Origin of the sequence: Streptomyces angustmyceticus (assembly GCF_040701845.1) — a bacterium.
Taxonomy (GTDB): Bacteria; Actinomycetota; Actinomycetes; order Streptomycetales; family Streptomycetaceae; genus Streptomyces; species Streptomyces angustmyceticus_A.
Genome location: NZ_JBFBHQ010000006.1, coordinates 179,142 through 195,529, shown reverse-complemented (window position 1 = coordinate 195,529; position 16,388 = coordinate 179,142). Strand labels below are relative to the sequence as shown.

General features: G+C 72.6%; 16 protein-coding genes. 5 read left to right on the top strand and 11 right to left on the bottom strand.

The genetic code is table 11. The annotated features are described in order from the left end of the window. Nucleotides 1-6: 6 nt before the first annotated feature. A complete protein-coding gene (locus AB0411_RS16425; protein WP_366417969.1) occupies nt 7-1,011 on the bottom strand; it encodes a methyltransferase in 1,005 nt (334 codons plus the stop codon). Between the two features lie 1,019 nt (nt 1,012-2,030). Next, nucleotides 2,031-2,642, bottom strand: coding sequence for a flavodoxin family protein (locus tag AB0411_RS16420; protein ID WP_086720870.1), 612 nt, complete (start codon nt 2,640-2,642; stop codon nt 2,031-2,033). A 517-nt stretch (nt 2,643-3,159) separates the two neighbouring features. Between AB0411_RS16420 and AB0411_RS16415 the strand changes: the two genes are divergently transcribed. Further along, a complete protein-coding gene (locus tag AB0411_RS16415; protein WP_366417968.1) occupies nt 3,160-3,456 on the top strand; it encodes a hypothetical protein in 297 nt (98 codons plus the stop codon). Between the two features lie 336 nt (nt 3,457-3,792). Here AB0411_RS16415 and AB0411_RS16410 read toward each other — a convergent pair whose 3' ends face one another. Then, a complete protein-coding gene (locus tag AB0411_RS16410; RefSeq protein ID WP_366418240.1) occupies nt 3,793-4,455 on the bottom strand; it encodes a GlxA family transcriptional regulator in 663 nt (220 codons plus the stop codon). Nucleotides 4,456-4,870: 415 nt separating this feature from the next. On the opposite strand from AB0411_RS16410, the gene AB0411_RS16405 reads away from it, so the two are divergent. Then, nucleotides 4,871-5,167, top strand: a complete 297-nt coding sequence (locus AB0411_RS16405; RefSeq protein ID WP_366417967.1) for a putative quinol monooxygenase — start codon at nt 4,871-4,873, stop codon at nt 5,165-5,167. 151 nt (nt 5,168-5,318) lie between these two features. Beyond that, nucleotides 5,319-5,630 (top strand): DUF4326 domain-containing protein, encoded by a 312-nt coding sequence (locus AB0411_RS16400; protein WP_366417966.1) that lies wholly within the window; start codon nt 5,319-5,321, stop codon nt 5,628-5,630. A gap of 42 nt (nt 5,631-5,672) precedes the next feature. Here AB0411_RS16400 and AB0411_RS16395 read toward each other — a convergent pair whose 3' ends face one another. Continuing rightward, nucleotides 5,673-6,059, bottom strand: a complete 387-nt coding sequence (locus AB0411_RS16395; RefSeq protein ID WP_403148846.1) for a DUF3662 domain-containing protein — start codon at nt 6,057-6,059, stop codon at nt 5,673-5,675. Nucleotides 6,060-6,241: 182 nt separating this feature from the next. Between AB0411_RS16395 and AB0411_RS16390 the strand changes: the two genes are divergently transcribed. Both AB0411_RS16390 and AB0411_RS16385 read left to right on the top strand, forming a co-directional pair. Beyond that, complete coding sequence (locus tag AB0411_RS16390; protein ID WP_366418239.1) at nt 6,242-6,808, top strand: GNAT family N-acetyltransferase; 567 nt, start codon at nt 6,242-6,244, stop codon at nt 6,806-6,808. A gap of 242 nt (nt 6,809-7,050) precedes the next feature. After that, on the top strand, nt 7,051-7,491 hold the full coding sequence (locus AB0411_RS16385; RefSeq protein ID WP_366417964.1) for an HIT family protein: 441 nt from the start codon (nt 7,051-7,053) through the stop codon (nt 7,489-7,491). Nucleotides 7,492-7,505: 14 nt separating this feature from the next. On the opposite strand, the gene AB0411_RS16380 is transcribed toward AB0411_RS16385, so the two are convergent. The 7 genes from AB0411_RS16380 to AB0411_RS16350 all read right to left on the bottom strand — a co-directional run bounded on the left by AB0411_RS16380 (nt 7,506) and on the right by AB0411_RS16350 (nt 16,367). Further along, on the bottom strand, nt 7,506-7,925 hold the full coding sequence (locus AB0411_RS16380; RefSeq protein WP_366417963.1) for a hypothetical protein: 420 nt from the start codon (nt 7,923-7,925) through the stop codon (nt 7,506-7,508). Continuing rightward, nucleotides 7,922-9,745: a hypothetical protein gene (locus AB0411_RS16375; protein ID WP_366417962.1), complete on the bottom strand. Its 1,824-nt coding sequence runs from the start codon at nt 9,743-9,745 to the stop codon at nt 7,922-7,924. The genes AB0411_RS16380 and AB0411_RS16375 overlap by 4 nt, the downstream gene beginning before the upstream one ends. A 15-nt stretch (nt 9,746-9,760) precedes the next feature. Further along, complete coding sequence (locus AB0411_RS16370; RefSeq protein ID WP_366417961.1) at nt 9,761-10,984, bottom strand: OmpA family protein; 1,224 nt, start codon at nt 10,982-10,984, stop codon at nt 9,761-9,763. Then, nucleotides 10,981-11,886, bottom strand: coding sequence for a hypothetical protein (locus tag AB0411_RS16365; protein WP_366417960.1), 906 nt, complete (start codon nt 11,884-11,886; stop codon nt 10,981-10,983). Before AB0411_RS16365 ends, AB0411_RS16370 begins: the two co-directional genes overlap by 4 nt. Nucleotides 11,887-11,916: 30 nt before the next feature. Beyond that, nucleotides 11,917-14,232, bottom strand: coding sequence for a hypothetical protein (locus AB0411_RS16360; RefSeq protein ID WP_366417959.1), 2,316 nt, complete (start codon nt 14,230-14,232; stop codon nt 11,917-11,919). After that, on the bottom strand, nt 14,229-14,837 hold the full coding sequence (locus AB0411_RS16355) for a toll/interleukin-1 receptor domain-containing protein (protein WP_366417958.1): 609 nt from the start codon (nt 14,835-14,837) through the stop codon (nt 14,229-14,231). The genes AB0411_RS16360 and AB0411_RS16355 overlap by 4 nt, the downstream gene beginning before the upstream one ends. 231 nt (nt 14,838-15,068) lie before the next feature. Beyond that, the gene (locus AB0411_RS16350) at nt 15,069-16,367 is read right to left on the bottom strand and encodes a helix-turn-helix domain-containing protein (RefSeq protein ID WP_366418238.1); all 1,299 of its coding nucleotides are present in this window, start codon (nt 16,365-16,367) and stop codon (nt 15,069-15,071) included. Nucleotides 16,368-16,388: the final 21 nt, after the last annotated feature.

Here is a 16,388-nt window from a genome sequence, read left to right as displayed (position 1 = left end):
CCGGACTTACTTGGTGCCGACGACCAGAGACACGGATGAGGGCAGTGCGATCCGCTCGACGGTCTTCAGGCCCGCCCCGGTGAGCCATCCGGAGATCTCCGGCAGGCTGTAGGTGCGGTCGCCGGAGCAGGCGTACATCGCGAGCGAGAACGCCGCGTTGTGCTCGTCGAGCTCCTCGCCGCGGACGTCCTCGAGCACCACGATCTTGCCGCCGGGCCGCAGCGCCTCGGCGGCCCGCGCGATCAGGTCCTGGTTCTCCTCGTCGGTGTGGTTGTGCACGATCTCGAAGAGGAAGACCACGTCGTATCCGGTGCCCAGGTCGCCGCTGAGGAAGCTGCCGCGCTGCAGGACGATCCGGTCGGCCAGCCCCGCCTCGGCGACCGCGGCGCCGGTGTCGGCGAGCGCCTCGGGCAGGTCGAGGATGGTCGCGGACAGCTCGGGGTGGCGCCGGCACATGGCCATGGAGTGCAGCCCGTGCGAACCGCCCAGGTCGAGGAGGCGCCGCGCCCCTTCGGGCACCGGGACGGCGTCGACGATGGCCTGCACGGTCAGGCGCGACTTGACCCGCATGTACGCGGAGAAGTCCCGCCCGGCCTCGGGGTTGTCGGCCCAGCGCTCCCACAGCGACTGGGTGGGCTTGCCGTCGCGCACGGCCTGCGGCAGTTCCCACATGACGTTGGTGAGTTCGTACGCCCACAGCAGCGCGGGGGTGAAGTCGTACTCGGCGTTCTTGCCCAGCCAGCGTTCGGCGAGCGGGCCGTTGCGGTAGCGGCCGTCCTCCAGGGTGAGCCAGCCCAGCACCGCGGCGACGTCGGCCACCGCGCGGGTGCCGTCCGTACCGGCGCCGATCGCCGTGGCCAGTTCGTCGAGGGTCTGGGGGCCGTTCTCCTCCAGGGTGCGGAAGATGCCGAGCTTGGCGGCCGAGGTGAGGGCCGCGTAGCGGATGGTCGAGCCGATCACCTCGTCGATCGGGTTGCCCGCCAACTCGGCGTCGGTGGTGGTCTTGAACATGGCTGATCTCCTCGGGAAGGCAGGTGACGACGGCCGCGCGGACGGCACGCGGCCAGGGCTTGCCGTGCTCGCGGCGGCCCGCGGGCACGGTGAAGAGCGATGGGACTGCCGAACGGGGACGAGCTTCAGCCGGCCGGGACCGGGGAGCGGAGATGCGTCGGGGCGATACGGCTCCGGCCGTGCCACAAGGGCGAAGGAGGTGCGCCACGCCGTGCGGGCCGTGGCACTCCACACCGATGGGCGGGCCCCTCGGGTGGTGTGCGGTTGCGTGTTCCGGCGGCGACGACCGCGACCGCGCCCCGGCCCCGTTACGGCACGGGCGGGACCGGCCGTTCGCCGGGGGCATCGCGGTCCCGGGGTGCCGGGCCGGCGCACTCCCCGGCCGCTGCCGTGTCCGTTGCCGTGGCGGCGTGCGGACGGCGGCGTTCGCGGCCGCGTGATGCGGTGAGTGCGGTCGAGAGGAAGCGGCTCGGTGGCGAGCCGGGTGATCAGGCGTCGGGACAGAACCGTGCCGTGGCACCCTCCCGGTCTCGCGGAAGCCGCCGGGCACGGCCGGACCCGGCCCGGGGAGCGCCCGGGGAGGCACCTGATCGGAGACCGCAGACCCCGTGGGATCCACGACCACCGCTCCACCCGGAGTCGAGCGGCCGACGGCAGAGTCGATGCCCGTCGCCACATCGGGCGCCGCACGGGTCGACGGGCCGTCGCCGTCGGGGCGGGCGAGCCGGATGCGGGGGACTCGACCCCGAGGGTCCCGCGGCAGAGGGCGCTGCCACGAAGGGAGTTGCGCGCACCGACGACAGGGACGACGCCGGCGGGGCCGGACGCGGCGCCCCCGCCGGTGCGGTGCGAGCGGTCGCGCCCGGTGCGACAGCCGCCCCGCTACCGGCGTGACGGCCGGGCACGTCGCCGCGGGCCGCCTCGGACGGTGTGTCCACGGTCGGCGTCAGGTGCCGCTGACGGCTGTGCATCGGGTCCCCCTCCCCGGTCGCAGCTGCCTCGGTACGGGCTGTCGAAGGTCAGGCGGAGACCTCGTCGAACCCGACGGCCGCACGGCCGGCCCGGTGCACATGGGCGGTCTCGGCGATCCGGCGGCCGAGCGCCTCCGCGGTCCGCAGATCGCTGGCGCAGGGCGTGACGTCGGGGCCCTCGTCGTTGTTCGACTGGGACATGGCGCCCAGCCAGCTGCCGAGCCGGTTGATGTCCTCGGGGCTGCCGGCGGAGGTGTTCCAGCCTCCGTACTCGGCGAGACCGACCCAGATCATGCCGTGCTGGGCGGCGAACAGCGCGATGTCGATCAGCGCGTTGAGCTTGTCGCCCGCCATGTTGCCGCTGTTGGTGAACCCACCCGCGATCTTGTTCTTCCAGCGCATGTTGTCGCCCCAGACCTGGCTGGTGGCCTCGACGAATGCGCGGAAGACGGCGCTGCTGCCGCCCATGTAGGTCGGCGTGCCGAAGATCAGGGCGTCGGACTCCTGCAGCACCTCCCACAGTTCGTCGTTCAGCTCGGCGAGGGAGACCAGGCGCACCTGAGTGTCGGGAACCTTCTCCGCGCCGGCCGCGACGGCCGCCGCCTGCTTTGCGGTGTGGCCGTATCCACTGTGGTACGCCACCGCAACCTTGATCTGCATACTTCTCCCCCACCCGGGACCAATACGATGTTTAGCTTTCACTAAAGCTGTCTCGAAAGCTTTAGGTGCTGGTTACGCTATCCATGCCCGCACTCCCAAGGCAAGCGCCTCCGGACAACACCCTGAAAAGAACAGGTAAACCGGCAGGTCGGAATAGTTCACTCGCCGACCTCCCCTTCCGCCCTCCGGACGCCCGCACGCGCGGCCCGGCACCGCACCCCCGGAACCGCCACGGCCGCGACGCCACCCGGACGGACAAAATCGGACGCCCCCACACACTTCACGATCAGACGTACGGGGTCGCCGCCGAGGTGTGACGCTTCGTCAAATAACTTTTCAGCCATGCCGGTTCAGACCGACCGGAACGGCGGCAGGGCGCGCCGCCCACACGCGGGGAGAGCACCCTCGCGTATGTGACCCACGTCACACAGCGACGTGTCATACGGCGAAGCGGCCTTATCCGTATGCAGGGTGACGGGCCCACACGGGGCCCGCCGCTACGGGGAAAGGACATCACGTGCGTAACAGGCGAATTTTCACCACTGCGCTCGCGGCCGCCGCACTCACGGTCATGGGCCTGGGCGGTGCCGCCCAGGCCCACGCCGCCACCGGAGCCGCGGCCGCACCGGCCGCCGCCCACGTCCAGGCCAAGCCGATGGACGGCCCGCCCGGAACCGTGTGGACCGGCAAGAAGTTCTGGACGCTCGGCGGCTGCCAGGCCGCGGGCACCGACCTGGTCAGCAGCGGCAAGTGGGCCGACCCCTTCTGCGACGGCGGGGGTCTCCAGTGGGACCTGTGGGCCCGGCCCCTCTAAACCGCTCGCCGCATCGGGCGGCTGACGGTTAGCCGCGGGCAGCGATCCCGCACCGGGCGGTCCGTCCCACGCAACTCCTCCGCCGGGGAGGGAGGGACGGCCGCCCGGTCGGTCACGGGGGAGCCGGCCGGCTGGTCGCGCGGGGGACGGGACGGTCGGTCGGCCGGTCGCGGGGGGGGACCGCGAGCAGGACGACCCGGGGGACGGTCGCACAGCCGGCCGCTCGGCGCAGGCAGGAGCACCTTGCGCCAGGGGGGCCAGAGGGCGCGGTCGGGTGACGGCTTCGGCCGCCGTCCGGCCGCGCCGTGGCGTGGCGTGGCGTGGCGTGGCGTGCGGTCAGACGTCGGGCCCGCGGAAGGTCCCCACCGTCCGGCCCGTGAGCCGGCGCAGCAGGACACGGAGGGTGTTGGCGTGCTCGTAGCCCACCTTGCGGGCGATGGACTCCAGGGACAGTTCGGTGGTCCGCAGCAGATGTGACGCCTGCTCCACCCGGACGTCCTGCACAAAGCGCACCGGGGAGGTGCCCAGGGTCCGTTGGACCGTGCGCTGCAGGGTGCGTTCGCTGACGCCCAGCGTGCGGGCGGCCTCGCCGATGCTGATCGGCTGGTCGAGACGGGCGCGGACCCAGCGCTCGAAGGCCGACACCAGAGGGTCGCTCCGGGCGAGGGCGCTGGGGATGGTGTACGCCGACTGGGAGGGGCGTTCGTCGACCACCAGATAGCGGGCCACCAGATCCGCCAGCGCGGGGCTGCTCATCCGTACGACGGCGAGTGCCAGGTCGACGTGGCCGAAGGCGGCGCCGGCCGTGGTGACCCCGTCCGAGGTGATGACCATGCGGGACTGGTCGACCTCCACCGCGGGGTAGCGGGTGCGGAAGACCGGTGCCAGCCACCAGCTCGTGGTGGCCCGGCGCCCGTCCAGCACCCCGGACTCCGCCAGCAGGAACGTGCCGGTACAGGCCGAGGCGACGGGGGTGCGGCGGTCCCGAGTGGTCGCCAGCAGCCGGCGGACCTGGGCGGACGCGGTACCTGAGACGTGCGCGATGAGGGCTTCGGGACGTCGCTCGGCGAGGGCCGGACCAGCAGCAGATCGGCGTCCGCCGCCGCGCTCACCGGAGCGGTGTTCACCAGGTGTCCCGCCCCCGTGCGCACCCGGCGCCGGAACCCGATCGTGGTGACCTGCCAGGCGGGCGGCGGCTGCGCCAGCTCCCCGCGCATCGCATTGGCACCGTCGAGTACGTCGAGGATCGCCGCGAGCCCGGAGTCGAAGACACCGTCGTAGGCCAGCACTGCCACATCCATGTCGGAAACGCTATCAGCAGCGTCGTTTACGACACTGTCGTGCCGGCGCTGCCCCGCCGTACGTTCGGTGTGTGCCCGACGGAGGGCACACACCGACACGAGGAGTCACACACATGAAAATCGGGCTACTGGCACGCATCGAGGCGCAGCCGGAGTACGCCGAGCAGGTCGCGACGCTGCTGGGCGACGCGCTGGAGCTCGCGCGGCAGGAGGAGCACACCGTCACCTGGTTCGCGTTCCGCGAGGACGCCACCACCTTCGGGGTCTTCGACACCTTTCACGACGAGGAGGGCCGCACCGGTCATCTCCAGGGCCGGATCGCCGCGGCGCTGACGGAAGCGGCGGGGACCATGCTGCGCTCGGCCCCCGACATCCGCCCCGTGGACCTGCTGGCGGTCAAGCTCCCCTGAGGGCGGCCGCCCGGCACATCCGACTGCAGGAGAACGACACATGAGACGGTCCACCGCATCCGGCCGGCCCGGTGTCCACGCGCCCGGCGAGCACGCCCTGCGCGGTCATCGCGACGCTGCCGGATGCGGTGGGCGGCGTGAGGATGAAGGCATGAAACGCACGACGGTCGTCAATCTCAAGGGCCATCGGGACGATCCCGAGTACGCCGACGTGGTCTACGTCGGGCGGGCGATGCACCGCGGCGGATGGCATCTCGCCGCATCGCCGCTGGCCAGCCCGTTCCGGCCGGGCCGGGACGGGTCCCGCGCGGAGGTCCTGGCGAAGTACCGCGCCCATCTGCTGGAGCGTCCCGACCTGCTCGCGCTCCTGCCGGAGCTGCGCGGACGGCGGCTCGGCTGCTGGTGCCTTCCGGAGCCCTGCCATGCCCAGGTGATCGCCGAGCTCGCCGACGCGGCGGAGTGAGGAGACCGGCGGGGGCCGGGCCGGTTCGGGGCCCGGCCCTGGTCACATCCCTCGTGGGCCGGCGGCATCCGCGGGTATGTGCGCGAGGGCCGCGCTCGATATCCGGTACCGGCCGTTCGGCACCTCGCCGATGGTGACGTGAACGGTGAGCGGGCCCGCCCATTCGTATCCGCGGTCGGCGGCGTGCCGGGCCAGCACATCGGTCAGATGCCGCCCCACCTCGCCGCCGCGTGCGGCCAGTTCGTCGTGCACCTTCCGTGCGAGCTCGACCGTGTAGTCATTGGGCACCAGGACGCGGCTCTGGCTGCAGACGACCGCGTGGGCGTCGCACTCCTGCCGTAGCGCGTCGAGCAGTTGGACCGGGTCGGTCCGGAAAATCTTGGCGAGCAGCGCGCTCTCGTATTCCTCCACCGCACGTTCCATACGCATCAGCAATCCCATGGAGTGCGTCTGCCCTGGGGCAGGGGGCACATGCAGCGCACACGCAAGCATGCTGCCGGCCGGTCGTGGATCGCCGGAGCCCCGTGGAGCGCGAGGCGCCCGGCCGGCCGGGCCGCGGGAAAGCCCTTGGCCCGTCTTGCAGGGACAGCCACAATGGGCGAGTGCCGATCATGACATTCCCGGAAGGCGACGTCCCGCCCGCGCTGCGTACGCAGGTGGCGGAGCTGCAGGACGAGGCCTGGCCCCCGGAATCCCCTTCGGCGCCCGGCACGTTCGCTCACGACCCGGCCCTGCAACCGGTGTCGATGCTGCTCGTCGACGGGGCCACGGTGCTCGCCGCCCTCGACATCCTCAGCAAGCAGCTCGTCCATGGCGGCGAGCGCTACCGGGCCGCGGGGCTGAGCACGGTGGTGACCCGCGGCACCGCACGCAGCCGGGGCCACGGCCGCCGGCTGGTGACGGCGGCGCACGCGGCGATGGCCGGCATGGACCTGGACCTCGGCCTGTTCACCTGCGACCGCCCGCTCCGCGCCTTCTACGAAAGCGCGGGCTGGCACCATCTGCCCGGCGCGGTGCTCGTCGGCGGTACGCCGACGGCCCCGTTCCCCAGCGACCGCCCCGGCTTCGACAAGGTCACCATGGCCGACTTCTTCTCGCCCCACGGCCGGCGGCACCGTTCCGCTTTCCCGCACTCCCGGATCGAGTTGCACCCGGGAGAGATCGACAAGCTGTGGTGACGAGGGCCCGGGCCGGACCGCAGCACCCGGACGGCAACGCCGCAGTCACATGTCCGGAACGGGGCGAAGCCGCCCCTGAGCGGATTCCATGGTCGATCATTGACGCAGCGATGGACGCAGCAGAGGTGCGCCCGCCGTCACCGGTCCGGTCCCGTCGGCCCGCCGGGCCGGTACGGCAGGCGCCACCCGTACGACCGGCCCACCGGTGCGGCCGGGTCCGAACAGCCCCGTGCGGAGGATTCATGGTCGGTCATGGGGAGTTCCACGACGTGACCGGTGAGGTGCCGGCTCCCTGCCCGCGCCTGCCGCGCACTTCCCGCGGGGCACAGCGGCCCGGGTGCCCCTTCTGTCTCATCGTCCGGGGCCGGGCGCCGGCCACGGTGCTGCGCGAGTGGCCGGAGACCATCGCCATCCGGCCCCGCCACGGAGGTGTCACCGAGGGACACGTCCTGGTCATCCCCCGGGTGCATGTCGCGGATGTCGCCGAGGACCCGGAGGTGTCCGCGACCACGATGCTGCGCGCCGCCGAACTCGCGGCGGAGGCCGGGGACTGCAATGTGATCACCTCACGCGGTCCGTCGGCCACCCAGACCGTCCGCCACCTCCATCTCCACGTCGTCCCGCGCGCCGACGGCGACGGCCTGCTGCTGCCGTGGACCGCCGCCCGGCCCGCGGGAAGGTGACCGCTCCCCCGCCCTCAGGCGAGGAAGACGACCGTCATGGTGTCGATGGCGACCAGGACCCCGTAGGAGAGGAGCATGGTCCTGGACAGCGCCACCGCGCGCCAGGGCACCGGGTCGCCGTACTGCTCGGCGTCCATCGTGAACGGCATCACCCGCGGGGTCCCGCGGTCGGCGACCTTCTCGTAGAGGGTGCGGAACCTCCGCTCCTGGCGGAGGTAGTAGCTGTCGAGCAGCCAGAAGCCCGCCGCCAGCGCCAGGGCGACCGCGGCCGTCTTCCAGCTCGGGCCCCGGGTGGCGATCGCGATGAAGGCACCGCTGACGGTCATGGCCCAACTCTTCACGAGGAAGGAGGTATGGGCGTGCCGGGCGATCACGGCCTGGAGGAACTCCAGGTGCTTCACTTCCTCCGGGCAAAAGCGCGGTGGCGTGGTCATTTCGCCGGGTCTCCTTCCGCACGCGGCGGGCCGCCCGGGGCAGCGGGAGCGTCCGGAGCGGCGGGACGGGGCTCCTGCGCGGGGGCCGCCCCGGGCTCACCGGCCGGCCGGTCGGCCTCGGGGTCCGGCGCCGCCGCGGAGACCGGGGCCGCCGCGGATATGCGGGCCTGCTCGGGCGGTGCCGGGGAGCCCTCGGGGATCCGGGGCTCGTCGGAGTCGCGGGTGCCGTGGGACATCGCGCCCTCGTCGGCGGCCCGGGTCGCGCCGGAACCTCGGGCCTCCCCCGGGACCGCGGCCTCCCCCGGGACCGCGGCCTCCCCCGGGACCGCGGCCTCACCGGAAACCGCGGCCTCACCGGAAACCGCGGCCTCACCGGGGATTTGACCCCCTCCGGAGACTTGCGCCTCCTCCCGTTCCCGATCCTCGCCGGAGCCGGCTGCCGCCCCGGTCTGCTCCGCCGACCGCTGCCCGGCGGTCGCACGGAACTGCCCGTTCAGGTCATCGGCGATGCCGTTGAGACGGTCCTCCAGCGGTTCGGGAGCGTAGCGCGCGAGGACGGCGTAGGCGCGATCGAGGAGTTCGAGGCGCGCCCGGGGCGGGGTGGGGCGGCCGGACGCCCGGTCGCCCGCGGCTGTGGCAGGGGCGGCGCCGTTGCGTGCCGGCGCGGGGTACGGCCAGGCGGGCACGGTGAGGGGGAAGTCGTACCGGCCGGCCACGCCGGTGCGGGCGCGTTCCTCGACGATGCGGATGCATGCCTCTTCGAGCGTGCGGTGGGCGTCGCTCGCCGCCGCCTCGACGGTGGAGTGCAGTCGCCACCAGGTCTCGGTGTGCCCGACCAGCCTGCGTCGCGCGTCCCCGAGCAGCTGCCGGCCGCTCTTCTCCGCGGCGACGACGGACCGCTCGGCCTCCCGGTCGCTGTCGGCACAGGGGTTGTGGGCGAGCACCTTGACCACGATGGCGGCGGTGCTGAGCACCAGGGTGAGGATGACGACGGCGCTCTGGTCCGGCGCCAGATCGACGTGCTCGCGTACCGCGTCGGCCGCGCGCATCCGGGCCCAGATGCCGACCATCGTGAGGATGGCCAGGGCGAAGAGCACCGGGCCGGCCGCGTTCGGCCAGGGCAGTTCACCGGGCCTGCGCCGCTCCGTACGCGGCGTCCCGGGCCAGAGCGCCTCGCGCAGGGCGGCGATGGGACCGCGGCGGGTGCGCTCCAGCGTGCGCGCGGTCCGGGTGCGCCGGCGGAAGAGGGATTCGGCCAGCAGGCTGCCCGCGGCCAGCAGACAGACGGCGACCCCGAACCCGGGCAAGTACGCCAGGTAGTAGGCGAGTTGGCCCTCTCCGAGTCCGAAGAACCGCTGCATCAGGGTGCCGATGAACATGGTGTCGAAGGCCACCCCCGCGACCAGGGTGGGCCACAGCAGACGCCGCCAGAGCACCGGGCGGCGGCGCAGGCTCTCCGGCCCGTCGCCGGCGTGCCGGGCCTGCAGTTCCCCGATCTGCTCCTGGGCCCGCCGGGAGGACCGGGCGACGGTGAACCGCTCGGCCGCTTCGATGGTGGTCCGCGCCTCCTGGAAGGTGCGGGCGACCGCGGTGGCCGCGGTGCCGAGTGTGGGCTGGGCGGCGGTCAGTACGGTGTTGGCGTCGGTGAAGGCCCGCATGAGGGCGGCCCGTTCCCGGTTGTCGGTCTGGTCCGCCGGCCGGGACGAGGGGCGCTTCTCGACGTCCAGTTCGACGAAGGCGGGGTTCTGGCCGGTGCAGTCGACGGCCGCCTGATACCGCGCGGCCGGCCCCGGCCGGTGCTTTCCGTTGGTGGTGTTCATCGCTGACCGCCACCCTCACTTTCTGATGATGTCGATGTCGACGCGCCGGTCGCACTGCAGCCTTTCCTCGGCCGTCATCCGGCCCGCGGCGGAGCGGGCCGGCTTCGCGCACCCTGTCGGCAGGCCCCTGCCGTGTGCCGTCACCCGCTTCGCCCCCAGCCCGATCAGGACCTTCTTCACCGCGTTCGCCCGCGCCTGCGACAGCTGCTGGTTGTTGTCCGGCCGGCCGCGCGGGTCGACGTAGCCGGAGACGGTGACTCTGCTGCCGGGGGTGGTGCGGGCCCGGACCGCGACATCGTTGAGCAGCGGCAGTGCCCGGCCGCGGACGGCGGAGGAGTTGGTGTCGAAGAGTGCGGCGCCGGGGAGTCGGTAGGTCTCGGGACGGTCGTCGGCGTAGTGGACGACCGGGTCCTGCGGCGGCTTCTTGCGCGCCGCGCGGTGTGCGGCAGTGCCGATGGCCGTACGGGCGACGGTGCAGGAGGTGCCCGGAGCAGCCCGGTCGCCTGCGCCGCACAGGGTGCGCCACAGGGCGGTCAGCCAGGTGCGCTGGGCCGCGGTGGGGGCGGGCTGGTCGGCGGCCGGCTGGCCCAGGCCGGCGAGCGTGACGTGCACTCCGGTCAGGTGCGGGGTCTCGTCACGGGCGGCGCAGACCCGGGCGATGGCGTGGATCTCGCTCGGGTCCCGGAAAGCGGCCGACCGGAGATCGGCGCAGCCCGTGGTGGAGAGCCCGTCGGTCAGGACGAGCAGACTGCGGCGGCCGGACGCCTCCTCCAGGGAGGAGGCGCCTGCCGTGAGGGCCGCGAGGACGTTGCTGCCGCCGCTGTGCGGGGCGGCGCTCGCGGCCTTGCCGACCAGGCCGGTCAGGCAGCCGACGGCCTGCTGTTTGCGCTTCTCCCGGTTGATGGCGTTGTCGTTGTGCGTCGCCCAGTCGGCCGACCGGTCCCTGGCGATCCAGGTGATCTGTGCCGAGTCGCCGCTGAAGCTGCCCACCGAGACCATGTCCTTGCGCGCGACCACCTTCGCGAGGAGCGCGCCGATGCCGTGGGCGTAGTCGCGTCCGGCGTTCCGGCCCCGTACGGAGGCGGAGTCGTCGACGAGGACCACCGTCCGGCCGGCGGAGTCCACGGGTTCCTTCATCCAGGCGCAGGCGTCCAGGCGCGGGGAGTCGCCGCATGCCCCGAGGAGGCCGGCCAGCAGCGCCACTCCCACGGCTCCGGCGAGCGGGGGCACGCGGTTCACGGGGCCAGCTCCTCGACGTCGGTCACGGTGTCCACCCATGAGAAGGGGCTCAGTCCCATCTGCCGGCAGAACTCGCCCAACGCCTTGTCGTAGGCGTTGGCGTACTCGAACAGCCCCACCTGCTCGTGGTGCTTGGTCGCGGCGGTGAGGACGTCGGCGAGCGCCTGCGCCCCGTTGCGGCGGGTGTTCTTGAGCGCCTGCATGACCTTGAAGAAGTCCTCGTCGGCGAGGGCAGCGGCGAACGGCACCAGCAGCCGCCGCTCGGCCGGGCCCAGGGTGCCGAGGAGCTCCAGCTCGCTCATCACCCGCAGCCAGCGCTCGGTGCGCGCCTGCACCTGTCCCGCCTTGAGCTCACCGAGGCGGTGTTCCTCCGTCAGCCTCAGTTCGGCGAGGTGGAAGGGCAGCACATGTTCGCGCAGGCCCGGGTCGATACGCATCCGCACCGACGCCCGGCAGCGGATCAGTCCCTTCTCGTCGTTGTAGCACCACCCGCCGCGCAGCTCCTTGTTGACGGCCTTCTCCGCGGCCACCGGATCGCCCGGGTCGAAGGTCCGGGCAACGGACCAGGCGCGGCGCAGCAGCTTGCACCGGGCCGCCTCCTCCAGGAGCACCGCGCGCTCACGCAGGGTCTCCAGCGTCATCTCCCGGCTGCTCCAGCGGAAGTGCGGGACGACCTCGAAGGCGAACACGTCCCCGCGGGCCGCCACCGACAGCACCTCGTCGCCCGGCGGCAGCTCGACCGCCATCTCGGCCTGTGCCGCCGGGTGGGCCGGCGCGGTGCCGGTGCCCGCCTCCGGCTCGTCGGCGGGCTCGGTCCCCTCCACGGTCCGGGCGTCGTTCCTGCCCGTGATCCGGTGCCACCAGTTGCGGATCCTGGTGCGCAGTCCGTTGCGCTCTGACATGGTCGTTCTCCTCTTCGTACGGGGCGTCGGTCAGGACGCGGAGCCGGTCGCGACGCCGCCTCGGACCGGCTGGTGACGGAGCTGGCGTATGGTGCGCGAGTCCGGGTGGCGGCCGGCCCATATGCCGAGGTAGAAGCCGGCGCGCAGGGAGAGCGGCCGGGCGCAGATGCGCGGTACGAGGACCTCCAGGAAGCCGGCGAGTTCCTTGTCGGCGTCGCCCGCGAGCAGCCAGCGCCGCAGGAGGTCCCAGGCGCGGGTCGAGCTGTCCTTCCCCATCAGCGCATGGCGCCACAGGCGCACCAGGGCATCGGCACGTTCCTGGTCGGTCATGGCGGTGTCGGCCAGGACGGGCCGGTCGCGGCGGTCCGGGCCCGCGCCGTAGCGGCTGAGGATCAGCAGGGTGCGGATCGCGTGCCGGTGCAGATGGTCGTTGTCCGAGGTGATCCAGTGGTCGAGGGCGTCGGCGGTCGGCCCGGGGGCACCGGCGAGGTAGAGCCAGGACATCGAGAAGGCCACCGAGCTGCTGAGCGCCAGCTCCGGCCGGGTGCCGAGTTCGCGCAGCGCCCAGAGGGTGTCCGGGACGTCCTGCGCGCCGACCAGGGTTCCGTACGCCCGGGCCGCGCTGTCCTGGAGCTGCCAGCGGGGGCTGCTCAGCCAGCTTCTGATCTGGCCGCGCACCCGGTGCACCAACCGGGGGTCGTGGGCCGCCATCTCCAGTGCCAGCGCGGCGGACTGCCGGTAGGCCGCGGAGTCCCCTGCCCAGTGCCGGATCAGGTCCCGGTAGACGCTGTCGAAGTCATGGCTGAGCAGGATCCCCGCGATCTGCGCGGCACGCACCCGGATGCGCTCCAGCGGCCCGGCGACCAGCGCCGTCAGCCACTCCCGCAGCGGGTCGCGCAGACTGTCGTAGTCGTGCCACACGACCTCGATGACGGCGTGCATCAACTCCTCGTCCACGAGCCTGGCCCGCCGGGGGTTGTCGTCGGCGCCGCCGGGCGTGGCGTCCGCGGCGGCACGCATCTCCTGCGGGATCAGCTGGTCCAGCTCCCGCTCGAAGACGTGGTTGAGGGGCGCCGGTTCACGGGTCTCGTAGCGCGGCAGGACGGTGGCCCTGAGGACCTCGCCCGCCTCGAAGACATCGGAGAGCGGGTGGCCGTGGAAGAAGGCGTAGGCGATACGGAACGCCTGGCGGTGCGGGTCGAGGACCGGGCCCTGTGCGGTCTCCGCGGAGACGTGCAGGAGTTGTTTCGCCAGCCGGCGCAGCCGGTCGCGCCACTGGTTGATGACCTCGCCGAGGCTGGTGTCCTCGCTGTGCACGCTCTGCGCCAGGACCTCGGCGAACTCCACGACGCTGCCCACGGACGGGGCCCCGTCGAGGGTGCGCTGCACCTGCGGCGACTCCAGCATCCGGGTGACGAAGGCCGTGGCGTCGACGTCGGTGCAGTCCTGCCGGGTGCAGACGCCGGGGTGCCCCGCCAGCAGTCGGCGCAGGTGCACCGCCAGGACGTCCCCGAGGGCGGGGCGCCGGTGCTCGAAGGCGTGGGGCCGCAGGCGGTCGGGGTCCACCGGGCCCGGTTCGCCGATGACGACGAGGAAGGCGCGCTGTTTGCGAGCGAGGTGTCCGAGGGTTTCGAGTGTCGACAGCTTCAGCGGCTGGTCGTCGAGGTCCACCACGTAGCCGCCCGGCGTCAGCAGTTCGTCGGCGCGCCGGCACAGCGCCTGGAGGATGCCCGGGGCCTCGCTGTGCAGGATCCTGACGCTGTCGTCGGGGCAGCAGCCGGCGAGCAGCGTCAGTGCCGTGGACTGCCGGCCGCTTCCCGGTTTCCCGGCAAGCACCACGATGTGCTGGGCCGCGAGCCGGGCGGCCATCTGCGCCTGCTGGTCGACGTCCTGATGGGAGTCCAGTTGCTGGGCGACGGTGAGCGCGGAGACGTTCAGCACCTGGATCTCGACGCCGGTGTCCGCGCCGATGGTCAGCTGCTCGGCGTAGAAGGCGGACCCGCTGCCGTGGGCGACGGCGCTGCGCTTGAGCTTGTTGAGGGCGTTCTGCTGCCGGGCCTGCTGGTAGCGGGTGAAGTCGCCGCCGTCGCCGGTTTCCCGACGGCGGACGGGCCGGCCGGTGTCCTGGGCCGGCGGGCGGGTGTCGCCGTTCCGGTCCGCTGCCGCCGGCTCGTCGGCCGGGCCCGCTGCGGCCGCCTCGGTCCCACCGGACGGTGCGTCCGCGTCGGTCCCGACCGGTTCGGGCGCGCTCGGTGCCGGCTCGTCCGGAGCGGCGGCGGCGAGGTCCTCACCTGGTACGTCCTCCGCCACGGCGCCTTCCGTGCCGGGCTGTTCGGTGTCGCTCACCGCTGCTCTCCGCCCTTCGCGTCCCGGTTCTCGTGGTAGGTGGCGGGTCCGCCGTAGCTGACGGCGCTGCGCTTGTACGTGATGTCCCGGCCCGCGTGCGGCCCCCCGCCGGCGGGGTGCGACGGCTCCCGCGCGGTCCCGCTCACCGGAACGTGGGGGCGCAGGGCCTCCGCGATGACGGGGAGGTCGAGGTGCGCGTACGGCACACGCAGGTGCATGACCTGCCGTTCCGCCAACCCGGCGATGCTTGCGGGCAGTTGCGCCTTGGTGGGCAGCGCGGCCGCGTCGATCAGCACCGGGACGACGGTCCTGCGCCACTCCAGGGCGCAGCGGATCTCGTCGTGGACGTAGTCGCCCGGTACGTCGATCCGGCGGCGGCCGTCGGCGTCGCGCAGGGTGAGCCAGTTCGGGCCGATGAGTACGAGGAGGACCCCGCAGTTCTCGAGCGCCCGCCACAGGTCGGGCGGAAAGTGTGCACCGGCCGGAATGGCGCGGCGGTCCCGGAAGACATTCTCCGGACCGAATACGTCCTTCAATTCCTCGTCGAGCAGGACGGCTGCTTCGGCACCGTCGCCGGTCCGGTAGTTGATGAAAACGCCGGCCATGTTGTTCTGCCTTTCCTCACGGTGACAGCGGTGGATTACGGCAGCCGTGTGCTGCACGGGCCACTCGGGCTGTCGCTGGGCGCAGGGGGGATGAAGCCGAGATTCACAGGGGTTTCGGGCGCGGTCAACGCGTTGCCCCGGGCCTTTTGGCCGGGCAACGGAACACCACGGATGGGGCAGGACGAGGTTCTTCGGAAGGCCTTCGCATGGGGCCGGCCGAGGGGCGAGACGTCAGGCCGGAGTTTCCGGGCCGGTCCGGTGGGTGTGCAGACCGATCGCGAGGTGCGGAAGGGTCCGGCGGACGGTGGGATTCTTTGGCCAACGATTGAGTGCGCGACTCAGCCGCAGAAGATCGGCACGGATCGTGGCCGAGTCGATGAGGGCAACATGGGAGGCGACCAATTCGGCGATCGCACAGGCCTGTTCGATGTCGCCGACGTTCGCCAGTGCAAGCGCGAGCCGGGCGCCATATCGGGCCCTGGCCCGCCGGGATTCCGGCGGAATGGCATCCAGACCGTCCCCGAGCAGGGTGACCGCCTCCGCCGGGGAGCCGAGGTCGTGCATGCACCAGCCGGCGACGAAGGCCGTCAGATCCGGCAGGTGGATGCTGCCGAGAACCGGCTCCCCACCGCCCGGTGGCGCCGCGCCGGCCGTCAGTTCCGCGCCGCGGTCGAGGGCCCGGCGGCAGGCGTCACGGTCGCCCACCAGCGCGTGCCCCTGTGCCTCGCGCTGCGCGGCGAGACCGCGGATGCGCGCACTGCGGGCCTGCTGCGCGGCCCGCCGGGCGAGTTGGACGGTGGCCATCGAATCGCCTGTGTACAGGGCGAGTTCGGCCCGGCGGACCAGGGCGTAGGCGGCCAGTTCGTGGTCCCCGCTGTCCGCGGCGAGCTGGACCGCCTGCTCGGTCCACCACAGCGACGCCGCGTCGCTGCCCGCCTCCTGCGCCATCCAGCCGGTGTACTCCGCGAACCGGGACGCCAGTCGGAGGACGGCGTCCCGGTGGGCGGGCCGTGTCTGGTGCGCCATGCCGCGCAGGGCGCTGGTGGCGGCGATGCAGAGTTGGGCGACCACCGCCGGCCCGAAGAGCTGGCCCATCCTGCGGAACTCGTCGAAGACATTGCGGAAGTACGGCAATGCCGCATTCGACTCCCCGCTTTCGAAGGGAGGGGGTGCGAGGGACCAACTCACCAGGGTGGCGGGCATGGCCCCGGCACCGAACGACGCCGGGTCCCATGCCGCGAAGTCGCTCTCGCCGCCGGCGTGCATACGTAATGTCCAGGGCGTGGTGACATCCGCTTCGGCGAGAGGTGTCGTGACGGTGCTGCGCTCGGGTGCGGAAATCAGTCCGCTGAGTTGCCCGCCGGCATTGAGGGCGCTGTCGCATAACTGGGCAAGATCGTGACTGGGCGCCTTCACGCCGCGTTCGATCTTGCTCAAGTGGCCTTTGGAAAAGCAAATGAGGTGCGCCAGTTCCCCCAGCGACAGCCCCGCTTCGATCCTTCGTCGGCGTAACTCCGCACCGAACCACACAGGAATCCGCTGCACCCCGCT

Coding starts and splice junctions, on each gene's coding strand:
- AB0411_RS16405 (WP_366417967.1), top strand. CDS start 4,871: ATGAAAATCGGGCTACTGGCACGCATCGAGGCGCAGCCGGAGTACGCC.
- AB0411_RS16385 (WP_366417964.1), top strand. CDS start 7,051: ATGGTCGGTCATGGGGAGTTCCACGACGTGACCGGTGAGGTGCCGGCT.
- AB0411_RS16395 (WP_403148846.1), bottom strand. CDS start 6,059: ATGCGTATGGAACGTGCGGTGGAGGAATACGAGAGCGCGCTGCTCGCC.
- AB0411_RS16390 (WP_366418239.1), top strand. CDS start 6,242: ATGACATTCCCGGAAGGCGACGTCCCGCCCGCGCTGCGTACGCAGGTG.
- AB0411_RS16375 (WP_366417962.1), bottom strand. CDS start 9,745: ATGAACACCACCAACGGAAAGCACCGGCCGGGGCCGGCCGCGCGGTAT.
- AB0411_RS16355 (WP_366417958.1), bottom strand. CDS start 14,837: ATGGCCGGCGTTTTCATCAACTACCGGACCGGCGACGGTGCCGAAGCA.
- AB0411_RS16400 (WP_366417966.1), top strand. CDS start 5,319: ATGAAACGCACGACGGTCGTCAATCTCAAGGGCCATCGGGACGATCCC.
- AB0411_RS16420 (WP_086720870.1), bottom strand. CDS start 2,642: ATGCAGATCAAGGTTGCGGTGGCGTACCACAGTGGATACGGCCACACC.
- AB0411_RS16380 (WP_366417963.1), bottom strand. CDS start 7,925: ATGACCACGCCACCGCGCTTTTGCCCGGAGGAAGTGAAGCACCTGGAG.
- AB0411_RS16425 (WP_366417969.1), bottom strand. CDS start 1,011: ATGTTCAAGACCACCACCGACGCCGAGTTGGCGGGCAACCCGATCGAC.
- AB0411_RS16365 (WP_366417960.1), bottom strand. CDS start 11,886: ATGTCAGAGCGCAACGGACTGCGCACCAGGATCCGCAACTGGTGGCAC.